The sequence below is a fragment of the Myroides sp. C4067 genome (assembly GCF_038039665.1).
Taxonomy (GTDB): Bacteria; Bacteroidota; Bacteroidia; order Flavobacteriales; family Flavobacteriaceae; genus Flavobacterium; species Flavobacterium odoratimimum.
This window is the reverse complement of record NZ_JBBPHJ010000010.1, coordinates 12,041-31,250: the sequence shown is the minus strand read 5'-3', so window position 1 is coordinate 31,250 and position 19,210 is coordinate 12,041. Positions and strand designations below refer to the sequence as shown.

Genomic DNA, 19,210 nt, shown 5'->3' with positions numbered 1-19,210 from the left:
TACTCTGGAGATGTCATCTAGTTGGCCATTGTCTAAACTTAGTTCCTTGAATGCTTTTTACCCTATAACCTACAGATATGATTACATCTAGATTATAAAACTTAACAGGTTTGTCTGAATTTGCAATGTGCAAATTTTGCACATTGGTTTGTTCTACTAGTTCACCTTCTTCAAATACATTCTTTATGTGTTTGGTAATGACAGTTCTATCTTTTGAAATAATTCTGCCATTTGGGCTTGAGTTAGCCATACTGTTTCGTTCTCTAAACGGGTCTCTATCTTAGTGAGGCCATCTTCTGTCTGATAAATAAGAATACTTCCATGCTCTTCCATAACATTTTTTTAAGTTTATAAGTACTTTATATACCACCAAAACCATACTGTAAATTAACAACTTTATATTTATTTAGAGAGCAGTTTTATGTTTTATCCTTATAGCTATAGCCTAGCGTATTGTGTTTTGAAAATGAGAGTTTTGTTTTGTCATTTTGAGATATTGATATGAAAAACACTTTTTAAGTTATAAATATGTAAGAGGGAATATTCTTAATTCCTATGAGGTTTTCTATTGTGATTTACTCAGAAGTCCTTATCTTTAAGTACTCAAATACCCTTAATAGATATGAAATATAAAATAGACCTATATACTCGCGTAAAGATAGATACCTCTAGTGACGCTAAGGCGTATGCTAATATGTTGTGTATAGGTGATCAATGCAAAACATTTGCAGAAGGGTTTATAGAAAACTCTCAATCTCGTATTTCGCTTATGGCTATTGTGAAGGGGTTAGAGCAGATTAAAGAAGGAGCAGAGGTGACTATTTATGCAACTTCTAAGTATGTGATGAATACCTTTGAGAAAGGGTGGGTGTTAAATTGGAAATACAATGATTGGTTAAAAGCAGATGGAGAGCCTCCATTGAATGTTGATCTATGGATGCGCTTTGCAGTTCAGATGGAGAGACATAAATTAACCTTTAACTATGTGTCTAATTATAAAAAGTATCCTCAACTAGTAGAGTGTAGAGATGTAGGCGCTGCTATACTATTACAACCCAACTTACTGATAGATGAGGTGTATAGAGCTTATCTAGAGGAGTTACAGTACAAGTTACACGATTTGATAGATGAGCATCGTGTAGCAGAGATAGAGGTGGTATTAGATACGATAGAGGAACCCGAAGAAGAGATTGTTTATGAGCCTGTATATGAGTCTTTAGATGAGATAGAGGATGAGCACGAAGACGAGGAGGAAGAAACAGAAGAGAGTCAAAGTCATACTCGTCCAACAGTATTTACTAGAATGCCTAGTGATATTAAATTGTTAGTGACTATCCGAGATCAATTGAATCAATACTTTGCAGATCAACCTACTAAAGTAGAGTTGCGTTCTACCGACTTATACGATGAAATACGTAAAAATAAGACTTTAAAAGAACGTTTTCCTCATCCAGTACTCTTTAACCGCTTCTTGCGTAAACAGCATCAAGAAGGAGTGCTAAAACAGATTATTCCGAACTGTAAGATTGATACTTTTAATACCGATTTTTATCAGTGGTATTTTCATAGATAATTTGGGATGATTTTGTTTTGTGAAAACTTGTTTTAAATGTTTTCAGATTGCTGTCATGGCTTAGTCTTGTTTCCGAAATGCTTTCAAGACCTCCCTAAAACCGTACTTTTTGGGAACAACCCGGAAAGAAAAGAGCAAATTTATAGCACTTAAACTTTGTGAGTCATTATATCCACTGCGTTTAGATATAAATATCGAACTCCGTTTTACTTCTATTTACTCCGTTTTACTCCTTTTTTTGACTTCGTGATTAATCGGATTATTGTTGTTAATTATTAAGCGCTTAGTAATCAATCATAATATTCTCCTAACGATTTGTTCATCTTGACTATCTTTAGTTGGTATTGTTTTAGAGGTAATATAATGAACTAAAAATTATTCATTATGTTAAACCCTGATTCCGCATTAGCCATATACTACAAAGTAATTCTACTTCATATCTCTTTCATTAGTTCTAAAACCATACTATAGTATGCTTTACTCACTAATTCAGAGCTATTTTGTATAATTACTTTTCGTTTATATGTCTATCTCGTAATCCGGGTTAAAAAAGAAACCAGAAAAGGCCTTAGAAGCTTGGGAGAAGGCAATGGACCTAGTTACTTACCTGTATAAGGAGTCTGTAGTAGATCAGAGTTCTAATCATGCAGATTTAATTGCTTATATCCGAGAGCGGGTGTTAAAAATTCCTTTGAGTATAGAATTATCCACCTTTGAAAACTGTATATTAAGTGATCAACTTGAGAGCACGAGAAGGGAATGTGCTCTATTGCATACCTGTTTAATGTTGACTAAGGACTTAGGTGTATTAGAAGCAGAGGTTATAGACACATTAATTGAAAGAATTGATGCTGTTAATGAGATTGTTAGTAGTCTTATCGAAGAGGAAGAAAATGAGTGGGATAAATTGCTTCTAAGGATATAAATAAATAAGCCCATCGTATGATGGGCTTGATTTTATAATTTGCCTGAAGGGGTAAAATCATTACTTTAGTAATGTATAAATACAAGTTATCAAACATTGTAAGTCATGTTCGAAAAAGTAGATAAAGATTCTTTACTTAGCCAAGAGTTTATCAATAAGTATAAACCTTATTTTAGAGAGGAAGTGCATCCTGCTAAAACAGTATTGTTAGAAGAGGGAGCGATAGCGAATAAAGTATTTTGGGTCAGTAAGGGGTGCCTGCGTGTGTGGATTAATAAAGACGGACATGAGGTGACTTTTCAATTCTTTTTAGAGAACAGTATGGTCTCATCTATTGAGAGTTTTTGGAGAGGGATGCCTAGTAAATTTACCCTTGAGACAATAGAACCCACAGTAGTATGGGTGGCTGATAAAGAAGATATAAGGCCTCTGTTAGAAGAATCTTTAGCTATATCAGAGTATAGAGATATGTTTATAGATGTGATTTTTCAGCGAACATTCGACTATGTGAATCACAGCTTATCTTTTGTACAGTCAACCCCAGAGGAGCGTTATCTCAAACTTTATGAGAGTAGACCAGAGCTTATACAACGTATTCCACAGCATTATATCGCTTCTTATATAGGAATATCTAAGGTTCACTTAAGCCGTATCAAAAGCAGGCTACTAAAGTCCTAATTTGATAACATTTGTTATCGATATACACGGTTGCTATCCAATACTTTTGTCTATATAAAATAAAGAGATATGAAAGCAGTTATTGTAAAAGAAAAAGGACAGAATCCAGTATATACTACCGATTTTAAGCCTGTAGAAGTAAGTTCATCAGAAGAAGTGTTGATGAAAATCAAGGCAGTTTCGATTAAGAATCTCGATAGAGCTATCGCCAGTGGTAAGCATTATTCAGTGAGCACTAAACCTTTTGCTCCTTTTGTTATCGGAACAGATGGAGTAGGTGAGCTTCCAAACGGAACGATGGCTTATGGATTTGGACTGCAGGGGATGTTAAGTGAGTATGCCATCGTAGATAAGAATCAATTAGTACCCTTGCCAAAAGGAATTGATTTAGCAATGGCAGCAGCAATGCCTAATGCCCTTATGGGATCTGTGATTGCTATGGTAGTCAGAGCCAGGTTACAAAAGGGAGAAGTAGTGCTGATCAATGGAGCTACAGGTGTCACAGGGCAAGTAGCTGTACAAATGGCCAAGCATTATGGAGCGAGTAAAGTAATCGTGACAGGCCGCAATGAAGAAGCATTATCCTCATTAAAGGAACTGGGAGCAGATGAAGCGATCAGTCTGTATCAGGATAAAGAAACTCTAGTAACAGCATTTAGTCAAGTACATCAAGAAACACCTATCGATGTGGTGATAGATTACTTATGGGGAGATAGCGCCTCAGCTATATTAACCGCATTAAAAGGTAAAGGCAAGTACCAGCATAGAACTCGTTTTGTCAATGTAGGAGCGATGTCTGGTGATATGATGGAGTTGTCTTCTTCTATACTGAGGGGAACGGACATTATGTTATTAGGATCAGGAATAGGCAGTTGGACAGATGAAGAGATGGTTCGTTTCTTTAAAGTATTGTTACCAGAAGCTTTTGACCTTGCAGTAGCAGGGAAGTTACGCCTTGATACCGTAAGTTATCCGTGGCAAGAGATAAGTGAGGTATGGGATATGTCTCTTAGCAGTGGAAAAAGATTGGTGATGATGACAGAGTAAGAGAATAATACTGTTGTATTTGATTAGGTTATGTTTAATTAGTATGTCTAATTGTATTTTGTCGTTATAATCATTAAATTGCAGATAAGAAATATATAAATTTGCAAGAATTACGATGATTAACTTTAGTAAACTATGGGTGTATAGAATGACACATATAGATAATGTGAGTCATATTGCAATGAATGGATTGACACATGTAGATTCAGAGAATAGCAATCCTGACTATACATCAATAGGCAATACAGAAGTAATCTCTGTTAGAAATAATAGATTATTAGAAGAAGGAAGGAGTATCGGAAGTTATTTACCCTTTTATTTCGGTTTTTGTACACCTATGTTGTATGTTATTCAACGGGGGTATACTGGAGTAAAACAAGTAAGTGCAAAAGATATTGTGTATTGTGTAACTTCTGTTCAAAAATTGTTAGACTCAGAACAAGCTTTTTTCTTTACGGATGGCCAGGCGAATAGTGCTTTGACCACATGTTATTCAAAGGATAGGTTGTCAGAGATATATGATTTGGTTGATTTTAGTGCTGTAGATTCAAGGTATTGGTCTGATGACTTAGATGTTGATAAAAAGAGACGGAAAGAGGCGGAATTGTTGTTGGATGGAGATCTAAAGAATGAGTTTATATTAGGATACATCTGTTATGATGAGGATGCAAAGAAGAAGTTGATGAATGTAGGAATAGAAGAGTGTAAAATTGTAGTAAAAACAAGTTATTATTTTTAAGTGATGATAAAGTATATAGAAGGAAATTTATTGGAGAGTAAAGCAGAGGCTTTAGTCAATACAGTGAATCTCGATGGAGTGATGGGGAAGGGGATTGCTTTACAATTTAAAAATCAATTTCCTGAGAATTTTAAAGCTTATAAAAAGGCGTGTGACAATAATGAGATAGCTATAGGTAAATCATTTGTTTTTAAAGAAGAAATATTGTTAGGAGGCCAGAAAATAATTGTCAATTTTCCTACAAAAACCACTTGGAGAAAACCATCAGAATATAGTTATATAGAAGCTGGGTTGGTTGACTTAAAACAGATCATAAATCAGTATAATATCACATCTATTGCCATTCCAGCATTAGGAGCAGGAAATGGTGGTTTAGATTGGGGAGAAGTACAGAAGAGAATAGAGTACTATCTTAAAGATGTTCATTGTGAGATATCAGTTTATCAACCAACAAGGGTGATTCAAGAGAAAACGAATAAGGACACGGTGAGTTTGACACCAGCACGTGCAATGTTATTGGCTGTTTTGTATGACTTAGTTAAGCAAGGAGAGTTTGTGTCAGAATTCTCTGCAGAAAAAATAGCTTATTTCTTACAGAAGTTTGGAGCAAGAGAAGAGTTCAAGCTTCAGTTTAATGCTCAACATTACGGCCCTTATTCTGGCAAAGTAAGGCATGTACTGTACTACTTGAATAATAGTTATATCACTGGATATGTTACTAAGGATAAGAAACCTTTCGAAATATTAGGAGTTAATTTAAAAGACGAAAAGACTGTGTTAGATTATTTAAATACAGAGAATAATAGAAAGTATTTGGATATAGTACATAAAACACAAGATTTTTTATCTGGATATTATTCCAATTTTGCATTAGAGTTGTTGTCAACTATTGATTTTATTAAACAAGAGAAGAAAGTAGACTCATTAGAAGATATTTCTAATTACTTAATGAATTGGAATTCACGTAAACGAAAGTTATTTGCGAATAATACTAAAATGATAGAATTAGGTATTCAGCATTTAGAAGAGATTAGCTAATTAATTATGTAAGTATCAACAATCAAAGCCCATCACGTGATGGGCTTTTGCTATTATTTAGAGCAATGTATTTAAAGAGTAAGTGTATAAAATAGAGTAGATTGCAAAGTATTGATTAAGTACTGCTTACAAATATATACTATGAAAGAAGAGAGCAACGTTTCGAATTTTCTGTTTTATCAGAATAAAGAAGGTAAAACAAGTGTTCAAGTTATAGTTGATAGTAATCAAGAGACTATTTTGGCGTCACAAAAGACAATGAGTGAGATATTCGGTGTAGATAGAAGTGTTATCACAAAGTATATTGCTAATGTATTAAAAGACGGCGAATTAGAAGAGGATTCAGTATGTGCAAATTTTGCACATACTGCCTCTGATGGTAAAAATTATAAGACAGATTTCTATAATTTAGATATGATACTATCTGTGGGGTATAGGGTTAATTCTGTACAGGCAACACAATTCAGAAAGTGGGCTAATGGAGTATTTGATAAAGGGATTTGTATTAGAGGATGAACATCAGTAGAATAAATGAAGAAAGACAAAAGTCTTTTTAAGATTATTAGCTAACCTCTATATTTGGCATATTATAAAGAAATAGACTATGAGAAAAAATATAAAGATCATAGCATTTGATGCTGATGATACACTTTGGAATAATGAAATATACTACCAAGAGACAGAACACACTTTTTGTGAGCTTCTAAAAGATTATTTACCAGCAACAGAAGTGTCTAAAGTCCTTTTTGAGACAGAAATGCGAAATCTAGATCGATATGGTTTCGGAGCGAAGAGTTTTTTATTGAGTTTATTAGAGACGGGAGCTCAGATTACAGGAGCTCAAATGACAGATGTGTTAATGCACCGCATCTTGGGGTTAGGACATGAACTGATTGATAAACCGATCACTCTTTTAGACGGAGTGGAGGAAACACTAGATCAACTAAATGGCAACTATAAGCTAGTACTAGCGACTAAAGGTGACTTATTAGATCAAGAGCGAAAACTAAAGAATTCTTCCCTATCGAAGTATTTTGACCATGTAGAGGTGATGAGTGATAAGCAGATATTAGATTATGGAAATTTAGTAAGTAAGCTCTCTTGTCAACCTCAGGAGTTTATGATGGTAGGAAATTCAGTTAAGTCTGATATTACCCCTGTGTTAGAACTTGGAGGGTCAGCACTACACGTTCCTTTTCATGTGACCTGGGCACACGAAGTAGTAGAGGAAGAGCTAACTTATGAGAATTATAAACAGCTAAAAAACATCAGAGAAGTAGTAGATTATTTGAAATACTAGCTTAAAACATAACAATTTGTTCACATAGAAATGCTTTCTTTGGTATTGTAATGGTAGGAGTATAGTTAATCTATAAACTATTTATTATGAGCTTTGTAAGTGTATATCAGCGAGACGTGATGTTGATTAAATCATTAGAACTAAAGTTAACGATCTATAAGTTAACCTTAGAGAACTTTAAAGAGGATCACCTAGGAGCGATCGCTAAGATGAGAGAGATTAGTGGGATGATTTCTTTGTATATCGGTTTGGGATTAAAGAGTCAGATAGAAGAAGATTTTGTCTGTTACTTAGACGATATCTCTCACTGCTGTATGACCTTAGAGAAGCAGATTTTGCTCTGTGGACAGTTAGGTTTTTTAATCAATGAAGATATCGTATCCTTATTAGATTTAAAGAATATTATCTTTGATTTTGTAGGGAAACAGTTGTTCGAAAGTAGAACAGCGAACTATTATAGATTGTTACACTATCGATTTACTTAAAAATAGAAGTCGTGATAAACATAGAGTTTTATCTCTGTTTTTAAAAGAAAAAGCTTGTATTACTACTCTAGATATTTGTAGCTTTGACCATATCAATATTTTGTTAAGCAGTGCATACATGAGTACAATTACATTTATCGACAGTGCCTATCCTAAACCCCATCTGTTAGAAGAGTTTGTTTGGGCTGGTCGTTTAGACGAATCAGGCAAACTGTGGTTTGACCTACACCTAAAGTCAAAATACTACTATCTAAGCGAAGGAGAAGAGTATATAGAAGATGAGGAAGAGGACTTCGACGATGATGCAGAGTATACCAGTATGAGCGAGTGGCAATCTAGAATTGTGTGGGATAATTATCACCAGTGTACATTGTCTTCTACGTACTGGTCAGATGAAGGAGGACTTCTTCTTTCTGATGGTACCACACCTTTTAGCTTTGATTTATTAGATAATAGAGAGTTTGTACTTAACCCGCTTCCTCTACCAGATGATATGTTAGAGTCTGAATTGGCTTTTGGTATTTATCTATTAGGTCACGATCTTTCGGCTAATCATACCATTAACTTTACACCATTAGCGAATAAGCATTATGCTATACAGTGGTCAGGGGTGATAGCCCTAGCCTATGGTGGTTTTTATGATTATATCCACGAGTTTAAAGCAGATATTATAGAGAGCAAGTTTGACGGTTTTTACTTTCCTACGACTTGGACTTTAGAAGAAGCAAAAAAGCGATTTGAACAAGTATTGAGTAATATTGATCAGTATGAGTTTATAGATATTAATCCCAAGAGTAATAAACGAGAATATAAGCTAATGCTTAAAGAGTAAATGAGAAGAGCTACTGATGAGGTAGCTCTTTTTGTTTAAATGCGGATGAGTCTGTAGTGAGTCTGTTATGAGTCCGTACTGTCTCCGTTAAAACAGGCTTTTTAACAGAGACAGTATGGCTTTATCATGCATCTAATCCTTATTCATTCCTTAGAATAGGTATTGGTAAGGTAAATACTGATAAACTAAACTCCCTATGTCTTTTCCTCTTTTACAACAATATAAAAAGAATTACTTCTTATATATGTCACATCATAAGGCTAGCTATTAGTGGATGTTTTAATATAATGCCTTGTACATAAGTATATCTTTGTACTTGATTATTATCATAACATCATTGCTTTTCATTGTATTAAAGCCTTCAATATCATTAAAAAGATTAGTCTTTAAATCATTATATTGAATCTCAAATTCAGAAAGATCTATTAAAGAATCAGCGATAATGAATTTATAATAACATTGTTTATCTATAATAACTCTATGTTTGAATAATTGTAGTATTCCATAACTTTTCAAATAGCTATAGTTGTATGTGTAAACATAAAAATCTTTTTTCATTTGATTTACGTAAACAAGTTGAGGTTCAAGTATTTCTATAAAAGTTTTATTTGTTATAGCTTTTTCTTTTGGAACACTATTTATTTTTTGATTTTGAATAAAAAAACCATTAGGATCAATAAGAATTGAACTAATAAAGTATATTATTAGAACTAAAGCGCTATATGAAAATATTTTTAGTTTTTTATTTGGTATCATTTTATTTAGTTAATAGATTAATTGTTAATTTATCATCAACAGGTTCTTCATTGTTTTACGCTCACTATCTTCGAAATATGAATTTGGTCAAAAGTAGCTGAATCAGCAACATTAACATTATTTGTACAGTAATTTATAAGATTAGAACAATCCTCGTTTAGTTGTTTATCTTTTCATTTTGATAGGTAAATTAGCCTCCTTCTAATGAAAAATATGTCTAATCCTTTTTGTAATATCCTTACCATTGTATTGATACTTATAGTCTTTCATTAAAGTATCATCCTTCTGAGTTAATCCAAAAGGATAATAGTTTGTTTCTTCTATAATCTCACTTGCCTCAAATATATTATTTTTACTATAAGACAGTTTTACATTGTCTAGATGATCTTTAAATTGATACGCATGAGTATTAGCATTTAAAAAGTCTTCTGCTGTAGGTAAAACTAAGCTTGCCCTTTATATTGAACTCTCTTAAATAATCTGTTAGGGTAAAAACTCCTTTCTCTGTTACTTTCTTCTGTGTTTTCTCTCCTAAGGCAGTATAAATATACTCTATTTTACCAGGTTCAAAATCAATCTCAATAGGCGAATTTAGGTGATTGCACTTAATATTAGTTTTTTTTGTGTTTATCACTTGTTAAACTACTATCCTTAATTATAATTCATTAGCCCATCTATGTGATATTGTCTACTTTTGCAACCCTTAAAATAGGTAAGCACTTATAGTATGAACATTATCACTTTCGAAGAAGTTTTTAGAGGTAAAGTCTTTCGTATTCCTGATTATCAGCGAGGTTACTCGTGGACGAAGAAGGAGTTAGAAGAGTTGTGGGGAGATTTGAATAATACCCATCACAACCGCAATGCTTTTCACTTTACGGGTATTCTTACGGTGACTGACTTCAGCAAGTTTGATACCGAATGTATTAGACGTGAGGGGTTCGTGGTAAGAGGAGGAAAGTTAGTGATAGAAGGAAGTGACTATGAGGGGTATAATATTGTAGATGGGCAGCAACGCCTGACTACGATTCTGATTTTGTTGTCAGAGTTAGTGATGGCATTAGAAGACAGTCCGTTAAAACAGAAGCTTACTGAACACTATTTTAAGGTTAAAGAAGCAGATGGTTATCGCTATATCTTCGGTTATCACGTAGATGTACCCTCACATAATTATTTAATTAGAGAGATATTTAATGATACTGATTATGATGCAGAAGAAACAGAAACCTTATACACGCATAACTTATCTTTTGCTAAAGCATTCTTTAATGAACGAATTAAAGCATTTACAGAGGTCGAATTAGTCTTTTGGATAGAGAAGCTCACGAAGCATTTATTGTTTTCTATATTAAACTTAAATGAGTCTAAGGAGCGTCCTTTAGACGTGTCTATGGTTTTTGAAACACTAAACTTTAGAGGGAAACAATTATCTAGTTTAGAGCGACTGAAGAATAGGGTGCTTTATATCGTCTCTAAGCAATTGACAGTAGCGAGTACAATAGATCGCAGTCGAAAAAAGGTTAATCAGAGTTGGTTAGAAGTGTATAAATGGCTGGGGCGAAACCCTACACAGGCCATGGATGACGATGCTTTTTTGAAAGCGTTTTGGTTGTTGTACTTCTCTCATTCTAAGATGGTGTCTACAGACTTTAAGTCTTATCAGAAGCATTTATTTACCATCGACTTTCAGCTAGATCAACAGGAGATGGGAAGTGTAAATTACGCTGATTATAGTGAGCTTACCCAATGGCTAGAAAGTATGCGCAAGGCAGTAGCGCTGTGGTATTTTATTAATAATCCTTATGCTGTAGACACAGATGGAGACTTTGTGTATATGACTACTCCTGCGATACAGAAGTCATTACTAAGATTGTCTAATTTTCCTAGAGGATATGGTAAGTATATGCTTAATCTAGTATTGGCTGTATTGATGAGAGATTTGCCTGTGAAGGAAGATCATGGACTATCAGACTTTGAGCTACAAGAGCGCTTGGCTAATATAGAGCGTTTGTTCTTTGCGATGGAGCGTCATAATATCATGTGCTTCTTGCTCCAAGGAAACAACTCTACGCTGAATGTAGAGGATACCTTCAGAGATATTAATTTTTACTATCTACGTGGACGCGCGCATAATAATGAATACTTGATCAATGTGTTGATGGAGAGTAGAGTAGAGCACTTCAGATGGAAAGAGGTAATTCGTCATATCCATAAAGGAGGACGATTTAAGACTTGGGCAGGATTAGACTATTTCTTAAAAGGCATAGAAGAGAGTATGGGAGGTTTATTAGAACAGACCGAACCTAAAGTGTACTTAGTCTATCCAGAGGAAGATGATTATGAGGTAAGAAGTACATATAAAGACATCAATACCATGCAAAAGGTGAATCGTGATCGTTATAGCCATTCGATAGGTAATATGTTTTTAGCGTATAACCGCTATGAAGCGAACCCTTTTGACAAGATACAACACAAGGTACAGAATGCTGTAAAGCATGAGTATCGAGTAAGTAAGTTAGAGTTAGACCTTTTAGAATACCCTACCTGGACTAAGGAAAACATTGAAGCTAGAGGACGTAAGATGATGGAGGCTTTCATTGAACATTGGGAATTACCAATGATTCAAGAGACAGAGATGAAGAGATTGTTACTAGATGAAGTGTGATTTTAATTAGGAATTCAAAATTAGGAATTAGGAATGTTTGGCTTTCGCCATAATGTACTTAGATGATGAGATATACTTGTGTTGATGCAATAGTCTAAACAACATTACGCCTTCACGATTTCACAAAAAAAATACGATCATTAAAAGAGTTACTCAAAGTTAGCAGACTTCGTGTAGCGGTATATACGGCACGGATTGCAAATCCGCGCCAACGCAGGTTTTAATTAGGAATTAAGAATTAAGATTGGCCATAATGTATTTATATAGCTTAATATTCTTGTGTTGATGTAATAGTATAAACAACATTACGCCTTCACGATTTCACTCCTTCACGATTTTACAACATCACGTTCCATATAACAAAAACACAAAATTATATAAGCACTTTATGCTTGAGTTCAATTAATTTTGCTTCAAATAAGTAATGAAGATGATGAACTTAGCAAATAAAACAACGGTATACCACTATATTTTAGCATTTGTATTCATACTATTGATGGTATGTGGCGCAGTGTATTTTCAAGACCCAGAGATTGTCTTGCCAGAGATAGCAGCGCTAGCTGTAGGTCTATGGGTATTCCAGGAGAAAGCATGGCTGAGACAGCCAGATAAGATCTTTATCCTTCCTTCACTAACAGCGTTAATAGGGTTTGGGCTAAATATGTTAGCTATTCCTTATATCTCTAAGTTGTTGATTGTACTGCTACTGATGTTAGTGCTGATGAAAGTAATTAATTATAGTTTGCCTCCAGCATTAGCTACAGGTTTTCTTCCTATTGTGACTAATGCTCATGCGTGGTCATTTATCTATGCTATATTGGTAACTACTTTTGTCTTGATGATTGTGGTGTATGCACTAGGTTTAAATAAAGGGATTGACTCAAAAGGGAAGGTCAATACGAAAATGATGTATCCCTATCTTTTGATTAATTTGTTGTGGATGGTAGTGGCTTATTATTCAGTTAATCAGCAGATGGCTATTATTCCTCCTATAGCAGTAGTACTGTACGAATCTTTAAATATGAAGATGTATTCACTGAAGATTATGGTTAAGCAAATCGCTATTCTTACATTAGCTATTAGTATAGGAGTGGTATTATATCAGTATATCGAGAACTGGTTGGTGCTTGCATTTCTATTGTTGATTATGATGTATGGTTTGTCTCAACTATTTCAGATGCGAGTGCCTGCGGTATATGCGTTTCCATTTTTAGTTTATGTGTTTCCTGCAGAGAAGGTGATGAGTTTGCCTATCGGTACTTTTGTTGTAGCTACTTTTTCTTTTGGAGCTGTTTATATTTATAGAACATATTTATCTACTAAGGTAATAACTCAGCCTGCAGACGAATAATTCGTTGATAGATATACAAAACAATTGATTTATGAATGAAGTTGCTCAAAGCAGATAGGCTTTAGGGTAACTAGTTATTCATAAAATAGCAGATTAAGCAGAGCAGAGTTTTTAGGGTTGATACAGAATAGGTCTTTTCTAAGAAAAAGAGTACTTTTAGATAAAGTAATGGATGTATGTTACAAGATAGAGTTACTCAGCTTTGGGTAAAGTTATTTGGAAAGCGCATTGATATCACCCAGACGCCTTGGATAGAAGGAGTCATAGGTGATAGGAAGATTATAGATAAGTCTTATATTGACAGATTAGCTGGTCAGTATGATGTAATTATTAATCAAGCTGGAAGTGGACTTATAGAAGATATCAATAGACTAGATTTTACAGCATCAGAGCGCGGTAGACTGCATCCACAGATCATTGACTTCTACACCCATACATCAGATTACGACTTCGAGGTTTGGTGCGAGTGGAAGGGAATCTTTAAACCCTTTGGTACGTTATTAGGATGGTTGTTTAGTAAGAGATTACAGCAACTGAATATACCTACCAATACTAGGAGTCTAGCCAAAGGGCTAGAAAGTGAAATAATAAAACTACAGAAAGATGAACAAACGGTCTGGACGATTTGGTATCGAAAGGTCAAAGAAACAGGTCAGACGTTGTTCTCAGGTATTTATACACATGCTTATCTTCCTAGTAAGGATAAAGAATTGTTTAAAGTAGTTTTTCCGTTGCCCAATGGCAATGCCACAGTACTACTCAATCAGGAGGTTAAAGAAGATGGAAGCTTACTCTTACAGAGCAATGGTAAACAATTTGGCGATGTAGGGTTTTACTTTTATGTTACGAATCACAAAGGGAAGCATTGGGTGAAATTTGTTAGAGCTTTACATGAGAGCCTCCATATGTATGTAGATGCTGATGGAAAGCTACGAACAGATCACAACTTTAGTTTTTATACCATTCCGTTTTTAAAACTGCACTATAAGATGCAACGCAGGGAGAAGTAATGAATGTAGTGTGTCTTCTGACTTATAAACTCAGTTTGTAGATGTATAATTAATCTTCTTTATCTTACTATCTACAGTTATAAACCGTGTAGAATAGCTGATACATATTAGTTAAAAGACCTTTTTAGGATGGAATAGATTCATATGGGGCACTGATATATCACGGAGATAGAAGAGGTACTCTCTTCTCGATAGAGTGTATGATAGTATCCGGACTAGTATTTATCTTAAAAGTGGTCTTGTAGTGATTCAGTTAGTCCTTCTAGTTTTGTGGCTTAAACGAACACAAAATGGAACAACTATTAGAAACTATTGTAGCGAGCGATGAGCTACACAGCAAATGGTTAAATGCCTTATCCTTTATGGAGAACACAGGGGCGAGGAAAATATCCGCTTGTGAAAATCCGTATCAAGTTACCTTTTTACAATTAAAGCATGCGGCAGAAGAACACAGGCATGCCTATTACTTAAAAAAACAAATTAAGAAACTACAAGTTTGTTTTCCTGAGCACTATGATACCACTAATCTATTAGCACCTGTTCAGACTCAACAGTATCTACAACGATTAGATGTATTCTGCGTTCGATATCTAAAAGAGTCACTTGGACTTCATGGAGCACCTTTAAAATTCGCTGCTTATCTATTGGTTACGTACGCGATAGAGGTACGAGCGGACAAATTATATCCTATTTATCAAGGTGTTTTAGATCGATCTGGTTCTAAGGTCATGGTTAAGTCAATTATAGCAGAAGAACAAGGACATCTAGAAGAGATGATTTCTCAGTTAGAGATGTTTTCACCTGATTGGCAATACTATGCTGATATCATTGTAGAGTATGAAGAATCGCTTTGTCAAGAGTGGATGGAGGCTATTGCTAAAGCGATTAATTAAGGTATGAATACACTACCTTATAATCTACAACAGCGATTGTCAGAGCGACTTCACGACCAGAACTATAGAAGTCTACAGCTTAGGGATACAACAGCAATAGACTTCCTGTCGAATGACTATCTAGGATTGAGTAGAAATAGTGCTTTTCAGCAAGTTTTATTAGATATGGTAGTAGATAATCCAACTTTGTTAAGTGGAAGTACTGGATCTAGATTAATCAGTGGAAATACAAAGGAGGTAGAAGAAGTAGAAGAGTATATAGCAATTAGGCATAGCGTAGAGGGAGCACTTCTTTTTAATTCTGGTTATCAGGCTAATTTAGCTCTACTAGGTAATCTACCTACTACAAGAGATACTGTTATCGTAGATGAACTGATACATCGGTCTGCGCACGATGGATGTCTATTGTCAAGAGTGAGAAAGTGGAAGTTCAGACACAATGATTTAGAAGATCTAGAGCGCTTACTTAATAAAGCAACAGGAGATATTTATATAGCCGTAGAGAGTCTTTATTCTATGGATGGAGATTTAGCTCCCTTAGAGGAGCTAGTAGAGTTGTCACAGCGTTATGGTGCTTACTTAATAGTAGATGAGGCTCACGCTATAGGAGTATACGGCTTAGGTAGAGTACATTCTTTAGGATTACAGACTGGTGTATGGGCAACTCTCGTGACCTATGGCAAGGCGATGGGCGTACATGGAGCTGCTGTGCTGGGAAGTAAGATGTTGATAGATTCTCTTATAAACTTTGCTTCTTCTTTTATTTATAGCACAGCGCCTAATACTTTGATGGCTGTGAGTATTAAGCTTGCGTATCTTTTTCTAGAGAAGCATCTTATGCTATCACTACAATTAGAAAGTGTTATCAAGACTTACGCAGAAGTTGCCCCTAAAGGCATTGTACTCACTCCAAGTCCTATACAGGTGCTTACCCTTAAAGGAATTCGAGATATTCCAAGTTTTCAAACAGACTTATTGTTCCACAACCTTAATACTTATATCGTTAAGGCTCCTACAGTGGCTAAAGGTACAGAGCGTATGAGGATCTGTCTACATGTCTTTAATACAAAAGAAGAAATGAATTTATTATTTGAAATTATAAAAAGAAATGACACAACCCCTTAAACTATTTGTAACTGGTATTGATACAGGAATAGGTAAAACAGTTACTTCTGCTATTCTAACGCATTATTTTAAGGCTGATTACTGGAAGCCTATTCAGTCTGGAGATCTACATGAGTCAGATAGTATGAAAATACAACAGTGGAATGAGCATGTGACTATTCATAGAGAAAGATTCAGGCTACAGTTACCCGCTTCGCCTCATGAATCTGCAGCTAAAGAAAATGTTGATATTCAATTAAGTGATTTTACGCTACCTGACACTATGAATAATCTTATTGTAGAAGGAGCAGGAGGATTGTTTGTTCCGGTTAATTCTTCTACTTATATGATTGATTTAATTCAACATTTAAAGATTCCTGTTGCATTAGTGACTAAAAACTATTTGGGGTGTATTAACCATACGATGTTATCGATAGAAGCATTGAGAACAAGGAATATTCCTATCGATTACCTCGTGCTGAATGGAGCGTTTAACCCTTACTCATTAGAGGCGATAAAGAACTTCATAGACAGAGATACACAATTAATACACATACCGGCATTAGAAGAGATTACTAAAGAAGCAGTTATGTTAACAGCACTTGAATTAGCAAGTGATTCATCACAAAAATAACAAATGAAAAATAGACAAGATAATTTAATAGAACGCGATTATACTGTGAATTGGCATCCTTATACTCAGATGAAAACAGCTCAAAATATTATACCTATTGTAAGAGGAGAAGGGAGCTATCTGTACGATGCGAATGACAAGAGATATATAGATGCAGTATCTTCGTGGTGGGTGACTCTACATGGGCACTCACATCCTTATATTGCTCAGAAATTGACAGAACAATTAACCACTCTAGAGCAAGTAATCTTTGCAGGATTTACACATCAGCCTGCTATAGAGTTATCAGAGCGATTATTAGCCTTATTGCCTTCTAATCAGACTAAGGCATTCTATACAGATAATGGCTCTACAGCGATAGAAGTTGCTTTAAAAATGGCTATTCAGGCTAATTATAATAAAGGCGGTAAGAAGAATAAAATCATTGCTTTTAACAAGGGGTATCACGGAGATACTTTTGGGGCAATGTCTGTGAGTGGTAGAGGGATATGGACAGATCCTTTTGGAGCTATGTTGTTTGAGGTTTTATTTATAGAGGTGCCCACAGCAGAGAATCTAGAGAGTATAAAGAAGACCATCGACACGCATGCAGAAGAGACAATCTGTTTTATCTATGAACCCTTAGTACAAGGGGCAGGGGGAATGTTAATGCACAAGGCAGAACACCTATCAGCATTAATGAGCTATTGTAAAGAAAGGGATATACTCTTAATCCAAGATGAGATATTCGTGGGGTTTGGGCGAACAGGAGAACTTTTTGCAGCTAATCACCTTAGTGAGTCGCCTGATATTATGTGTTTTTCAAAAGGGCTTACAGGCGGTACTTTACCTTTAGGGATTACTACTTGTACAGAAGATCTGTATCAAGCATTCTATACTGATGATAAGACTAAAGCACTATTTCACGGACATTCTTTTACGGCAAGCCCTTTAGCATGTACAGCAGCTTTAGCAAGTATGGATTTATTGTTGTCTAAAGATACACAAGGTCATATTAAACGTATTGCAGAGCAACACAAAGGGTTTATACGACAATTAGAACATCATCCTAAAGTACAAAATGCTCGCCAATGTGGGACTATTTTTGCGATGGAGTGGAAGACGACAACACGTACTTCTTACTTTAGTGATATGCACGATATACTATATCCTTTTTTCTTAGAAAGAGGAGTACTGATGAGACCTTTAGGTAATATCATTTATCTAGTACCTCCTTACTGTACGACAGATGAGGATCTAGAGTATATATATAACTGTATATTAGAGGCTTTAGAGATGATATAGCATTTATAATATGGGTATGAAAATAGTAGAAAAAAAACTCTTTTAAAAGGGTGAAAAAAGTATATAAATTTAAGTTTTTCTTCACAGTTCCTTTGATACATTTGCACCGCTTTTAGCACGAGGAAAATAGAGCAACTTTTAATAGACTAATAATTCCTTTATTAAGTCACAGAAAGACGAGTGTTCTATCGTGCTAAAACTAAGTAATGCTTAGTTAGGTCTTTTTTAAATAGGATAATGAAACAAATAATTCTGTTGTTTGCAAGTATGACACTATTGTTATTTGCTTGTAAAAAAAGTGCCGGGTCACACGGTTTTACCATTTATGGTGAGAGTGACTATTATAAAGATGGTGTGTACTGTGCCGAAATTATGTATCAAAACCCATATAAAAATAGCAGTACAACCTATCAATTGAGTGTTGAGGTAAAATCAGGTTATCTAATTAAAATCAATTGGCCTACTCAAGGTTGGTTAGATGATGTCAGATTTGCTCCTCAGAATATTACAGATGGGGAATGCTCATTTAAGAGTGGTAATGGTTATTTTTATACCATAACCCTAGGTAGTATAGGAGGAGAATGCTATGATGATAGTGAAGACTTACAGAGTCGAGTGAATGAGGATACTGCACAAGTAACTTGCCCTGAATGTGGAGAGATAAGAGCAATACAAGAGAAGCACTGTATCTATTATACAAATAAGATTGCACTAGAAAATAATTGGGATAGACAACTGTAATAAAGCTGCTTATTATTTATCTTTGTATTTAGAGGGTATAAATTTAGGTTGAAGTATGAAAATCGTTGGATGGATCATTATCACAATAGCTGTAATTTTTTTGGGAATGTGTATAGGTGGACTCAATGGTAATACACCAGAAGAATTTTTTGTTC

The 19,210-nt window shown here is 34.9% G+C and carries 21 protein-coding genes; 18 read left to right on the top strand and 3 right to left on the bottom strand.

Features of this window, described 5'->3' with window-relative positions:
- Positions 1-13 precede the first annotated feature (13 nt).
- Positions 14-250 (bottom strand): RhuM family protein, encoded by a 237-nt coding sequence (rhuM, locus tag AABL87_RS09040; RefSeq protein ID WP_050809782.1) that lies wholly within the window; start codon positions 248-250, stop codon positions 14-16.
- Positions 184-333 carry a hypothetical protein gene (locus AABL87_RS09035; protein WP_341277219.1) on the bottom strand — a complete coding sequence of 50 codons (150 nt, stop codon included), beginning with the start codon at positions 331-333 and terminating at the stop codon, positions 184-186. Before AABL87_RS09035 ends, rhuM (AABL87_RS09040) begins: the two co-directional genes overlap by 67 nt.
- A gap of 289 nt (positions 334-622) precedes the next feature.
- Between AABL87_RS09035 and AABL87_RS09030 the strand changes: the two genes are divergently transcribed.
- The 10 genes from AABL87_RS09030 (at position 623) to AABL87_RS08985 (ending at position 8,617) form a co-directional block, all read left to right on the top strand.
- Positions 623-1,573 (top strand): RNase H family protein, encoded by a 951-nt coding sequence (locus AABL87_RS09030; RefSeq protein WP_006263985.1) that lies wholly within the window; start codon positions 623-625, stop codon positions 1,571-1,573.
- Between the two features lie 589 nt (positions 1,574-2,162).
- Positions 2,163-2,498, top strand: coding sequence for a hypothetical protein (locus AABL87_RS09025; RefSeq protein WP_445929834.1), 336 nt, complete (start codon positions 2,163-2,165; stop codon positions 2,496-2,498).
- Positions 2,499-2,603: 105 nt separating this feature from the next.
- Positions 2,604-3,176, top strand: a complete 573-nt coding sequence (locus tag AABL87_RS09020) for a Crp/Fnr family transcriptional regulator (protein WP_341277218.1) — start codon at positions 2,604-2,606, stop codon at positions 3,174-3,176.
- Between the two features lie 69 nt (positions 3,177-3,245).
- A complete protein-coding gene (locus tag AABL87_RS09015) occupies positions 3,246-4,223 on the top strand; it encodes a quinone oxidoreductase family protein (protein ID WP_341277217.1) in 978 nt (325 codons plus the stop codon).
- 115 nt (positions 4,224-4,338) lie between these two features.
- A complete protein-coding gene (gene darT / locus AABL87_RS09010; protein ID WP_341277216.1) occupies positions 4,339-4,962 on the top strand; it encodes a type II toxin-antitoxin system toxin DNA ADP-ribosyl transferase DarT in 624 nt (207 codons plus the stop codon).
- 3 nt (positions 4,963-4,965) lie between these two features.
- Positions 4,966-6,000 carry a type II toxin-antitoxin system antitoxin DNA ADP-ribosyl glycohydrolase DarG gene (gene darG, locus AABL87_RS09005; protein WP_341277215.1) on the top strand — a complete coding sequence of 345 codons (1,035 nt, stop codon included), beginning with the start codon at positions 4,966-4,968 and terminating at the stop codon, positions 5,998-6,000.
- 141 nt (positions 6,001-6,141) lie between these two features.
- Entirely contained in the window at positions 6,142-6,516 is a 375-nt protein-coding gene (gene rhuM / locus AABL87_RS09000) for a RhuM family protein (RefSeq protein WP_341277214.1), read from the top strand.
- Positions 6,517-6,604: 88 nt separating this feature from the next.
- Complete coding sequence (locus tag AABL87_RS08995; RefSeq protein WP_341277213.1) at positions 6,605-7,300, top strand: HAD family hydrolase; 696 nt, start codon at positions 6,605-6,607, stop codon at positions 7,298-7,300.
- Between the two features lie 86 nt (positions 7,301-7,386).
- On the top strand, positions 7,387-7,785 hold the full coding sequence (locus AABL87_RS08990) for a four helix bundle protein (protein WP_006265637.1): 399 nt from the start codon (positions 7,387-7,389) through the stop codon (positions 7,783-7,785).
- A 118-nt stretch (positions 7,786-7,903) separates the two neighbouring features.
- Positions 7,904-8,617, top strand: a complete 714-nt coding sequence (locus AABL87_RS08985) for a hypothetical protein (protein WP_341277212.1) — start codon at positions 7,904-7,906, stop codon at positions 8,615-8,617.
- Between the two features lie 279 nt (positions 8,618-8,896).
- On the opposite strand, the gene AABL87_RS08980 is transcribed toward AABL87_RS08985, so the two are convergent.
- The gene (locus tag AABL87_RS08980) at positions 8,897-9,373 is read right to left on the bottom strand and encodes a hypothetical protein (protein WP_016649164.1); all 477 of its coding nucleotides are present in this window, start codon (positions 9,371-9,373) and stop codon (positions 8,897-8,899) included.
- Positions 9,374-10,100: 727 nt separating this feature from the next.
- Here AABL87_RS08980 and AABL87_RS08975 point away from each other — a divergent pair.
- The 8 genes from AABL87_RS08975 (at position 10,101) to AABL87_RS08940 (ending at position 19,055) form a co-directional block, all read left to right on the top strand.
- Positions 10,101-12,038, top strand: coding sequence for a DUF262 domain-containing protein (locus AABL87_RS08975; RefSeq protein ID WP_341277211.1), 1,938 nt, complete (start codon positions 10,101-10,103; stop codon positions 12,036-12,038).
- Between the two features lie 430 nt (positions 12,039-12,468).
- Positions 12,469-13,389: a hypothetical protein gene (locus AABL87_RS08970; RefSeq protein WP_341277210.1), complete on the top strand. Its 921-nt coding sequence runs from the start codon at positions 12,469-12,471 to the stop codon at positions 13,387-13,389.
- 176 nt (positions 13,390-13,565) lie between these two features.
- A complete protein-coding gene (locus tag AABL87_RS08965) occupies positions 13,566-14,399 on the top strand; it encodes a hypothetical protein (protein WP_341277209.1) in 834 nt (277 codons plus the stop codon).
- A gap of 290 nt (positions 14,400-14,689) precedes the next feature.
- On the top strand, positions 14,690-15,292 hold the full coding sequence (locus tag AABL87_RS08960) for a hypothetical protein (RefSeq protein ID WP_341277208.1): 603 nt from the start codon (positions 14,690-14,692) through the stop codon (positions 15,290-15,292).
- Between the two features lie 3 nt (positions 15,293-15,295).
- Entirely contained in the window at positions 15,296-16,417 is a 1,122-nt protein-coding gene (locus AABL87_RS08955) for an aminotransferase class I/II-fold pyridoxal phosphate-dependent enzyme (protein WP_341277207.1), read from the top strand.
- A complete protein-coding gene (gene bioD, locus AABL87_RS08950) occupies positions 16,401-17,030 on the top strand; it encodes a dethiobiotin synthase (protein WP_016649170.1) in 630 nt (209 codons plus the stop codon). The genes AABL87_RS08955 and bioD overlap by 17 nt, the downstream gene beginning before the upstream one ends.
- Before the next feature lie 3 nt (positions 17,031-17,033).
- The gene (gene bioA, locus AABL87_RS08945) at positions 17,034-18,314 is read left to right on the top strand and encodes an adenosylmethionine--8-amino-7-oxononanoate transaminase (protein ID WP_341277206.1); all 1,281 of its coding nucleotides are present in this window, start codon (positions 17,034-17,036) and stop codon (positions 18,312-18,314) included.
- 237 nt (positions 18,315-18,551) lie between these two features.
- Complete coding sequence (locus AABL87_RS08940; protein WP_341277205.1) at positions 18,552-19,055, top strand: acetyl-CoA carboxylase; 504 nt, start codon at positions 18,552-18,554, stop codon at positions 19,053-19,055.
- The last annotated feature ends 155 nt before the right edge of the window (positions 19,056-19,210 follow it).

Excerpts from the sequence above, each read along its gene's own strand:
- AABL87_RS08955 (WP_341277207.1), top strand. The coding sequence starts at position 15,296 with ATGAATACACTACCTTATAATCTACAACAGCGATTGTCAGAGCGACTT.
- AABL87_RS08975 (WP_341277211.1), top strand. The coding sequence starts at position 10,101 with ATGAACATTATCACTTTCGAAGAAGTTTTTAGAGGTAAAGTCTTTCGT.
- bioD (WP_016649170.1), top strand. The coding sequence starts at position 16,401 with ATGACACAACCCCTTAAACTATTTGTAACTGGTATTGATACAGGAATA.
- AABL87_RS08990 (WP_006265637.1), top strand. The coding sequence starts at position 7,387 with ATGAGCTTTGTAAGTGTATATCAGCGAGACGTGATGTTGATTAAATCA.
- darT (WP_341277216.1), top strand. The coding sequence starts at position 4,339 with ATGATTAACTTTAGTAAACTATGGGTGTATAGAATGACACATATAGAT.
- rhuM (WP_341277214.1), top strand. The coding sequence starts at position 6,142 with ATGAAAGAAGAGAGCAACGTTTCGAATTTTCTGTTTTATCAGAATAAA.
- darG (WP_341277215.1), top strand. The coding sequence starts at position 4,966 with ATGATAAAGTATATAGAAGGAAATTTATTGGAGAGTAAAGCAGAGGCT.
- AABL87_RS08970 (WP_341277210.1), top strand. The coding sequence starts at position 12,469 with ATGATGAACTTAGCAAATAAAACAACGGTATACCACTATATTTTAGCA.
- rhuM (WP_050809782.1), bottom strand. The coding sequence starts at position 250 with ATGGCTAACTCAAGCCCAAATGGCAGAATTATTTCAAAAGATAGAACT.
- AABL87_RS09020 (WP_341277218.1), top strand. The coding sequence starts at position 2,604 with ATGTTCGAAAAAGTAGATAAAGATTCTTTACTTAGCCAAGAGTTTATC.
- AABL87_RS09035 (WP_341277219.1), bottom strand. The coding sequence starts at position 333 with ATGGAAGAGCATGGAAGTATTCTTATTTATCAGACAGAAGATGGCCTC.
- AABL87_RS08965 (WP_341277209.1), top strand. The coding sequence starts at position 13,566 with ATGTTACAAGATAGAGTTACTCAGCTTTGGGTAAAGTTATTTGGAAAG.
- AABL87_RS08960 (WP_341277208.1), top strand. The coding sequence starts at position 14,690 with ATGGAACAACTATTAGAAACTATTGTAGCGAGCGATGAGCTACACAGC.
- AABL87_RS08940 (WP_341277205.1), top strand. The coding sequence starts at position 18,552 with ATGAAACAAATAATTCTGTTGTTTGCAAGTATGACACTATTGTTATTT.
- AABL87_RS08980 (WP_016649164.1), bottom strand. The coding sequence starts at position 9,373 with ATGATACCAAATAAAAAACTAAAAATATTTTCATATAGCGCTTTAGTT.
- AABL87_RS09025 (WP_445929834.1), top strand. The coding sequence starts at position 2,163 with ATGGACCTAGTTACTTACCTGTATAAGGAGTCTGTAGTAGATCAGAGT.
- AABL87_RS09015 (WP_341277217.1), top strand. The coding sequence starts at position 3,246 with ATGAAAGCAGTTATTGTAAAAGAAAAAGGACAGAATCCAGTATATACT.
- AABL87_RS08985 (WP_341277212.1), top strand. The coding sequence starts at position 7,904 with ATGAGTACAATTACATTTATCGACAGTGCCTATCCTAAACCCCATCTG.
- bioA (WP_341277206.1), top strand. The coding sequence starts at position 17,034 with ATGAAAAATAGACAAGATAATTTAATAGAACGCGATTATACTGTGAAT.
- AABL87_RS08995 (WP_341277213.1), top strand. The coding sequence starts at position 6,605 with ATGAGAAAAAATATAAAGATCATAGCATTTGATGCTGATGATACACTT.
- AABL87_RS09030 (WP_006263985.1), top strand. The coding sequence starts at position 623 with ATGAAATATAAAATAGACCTATATACTCGCGTAAAGATAGATACCTCT.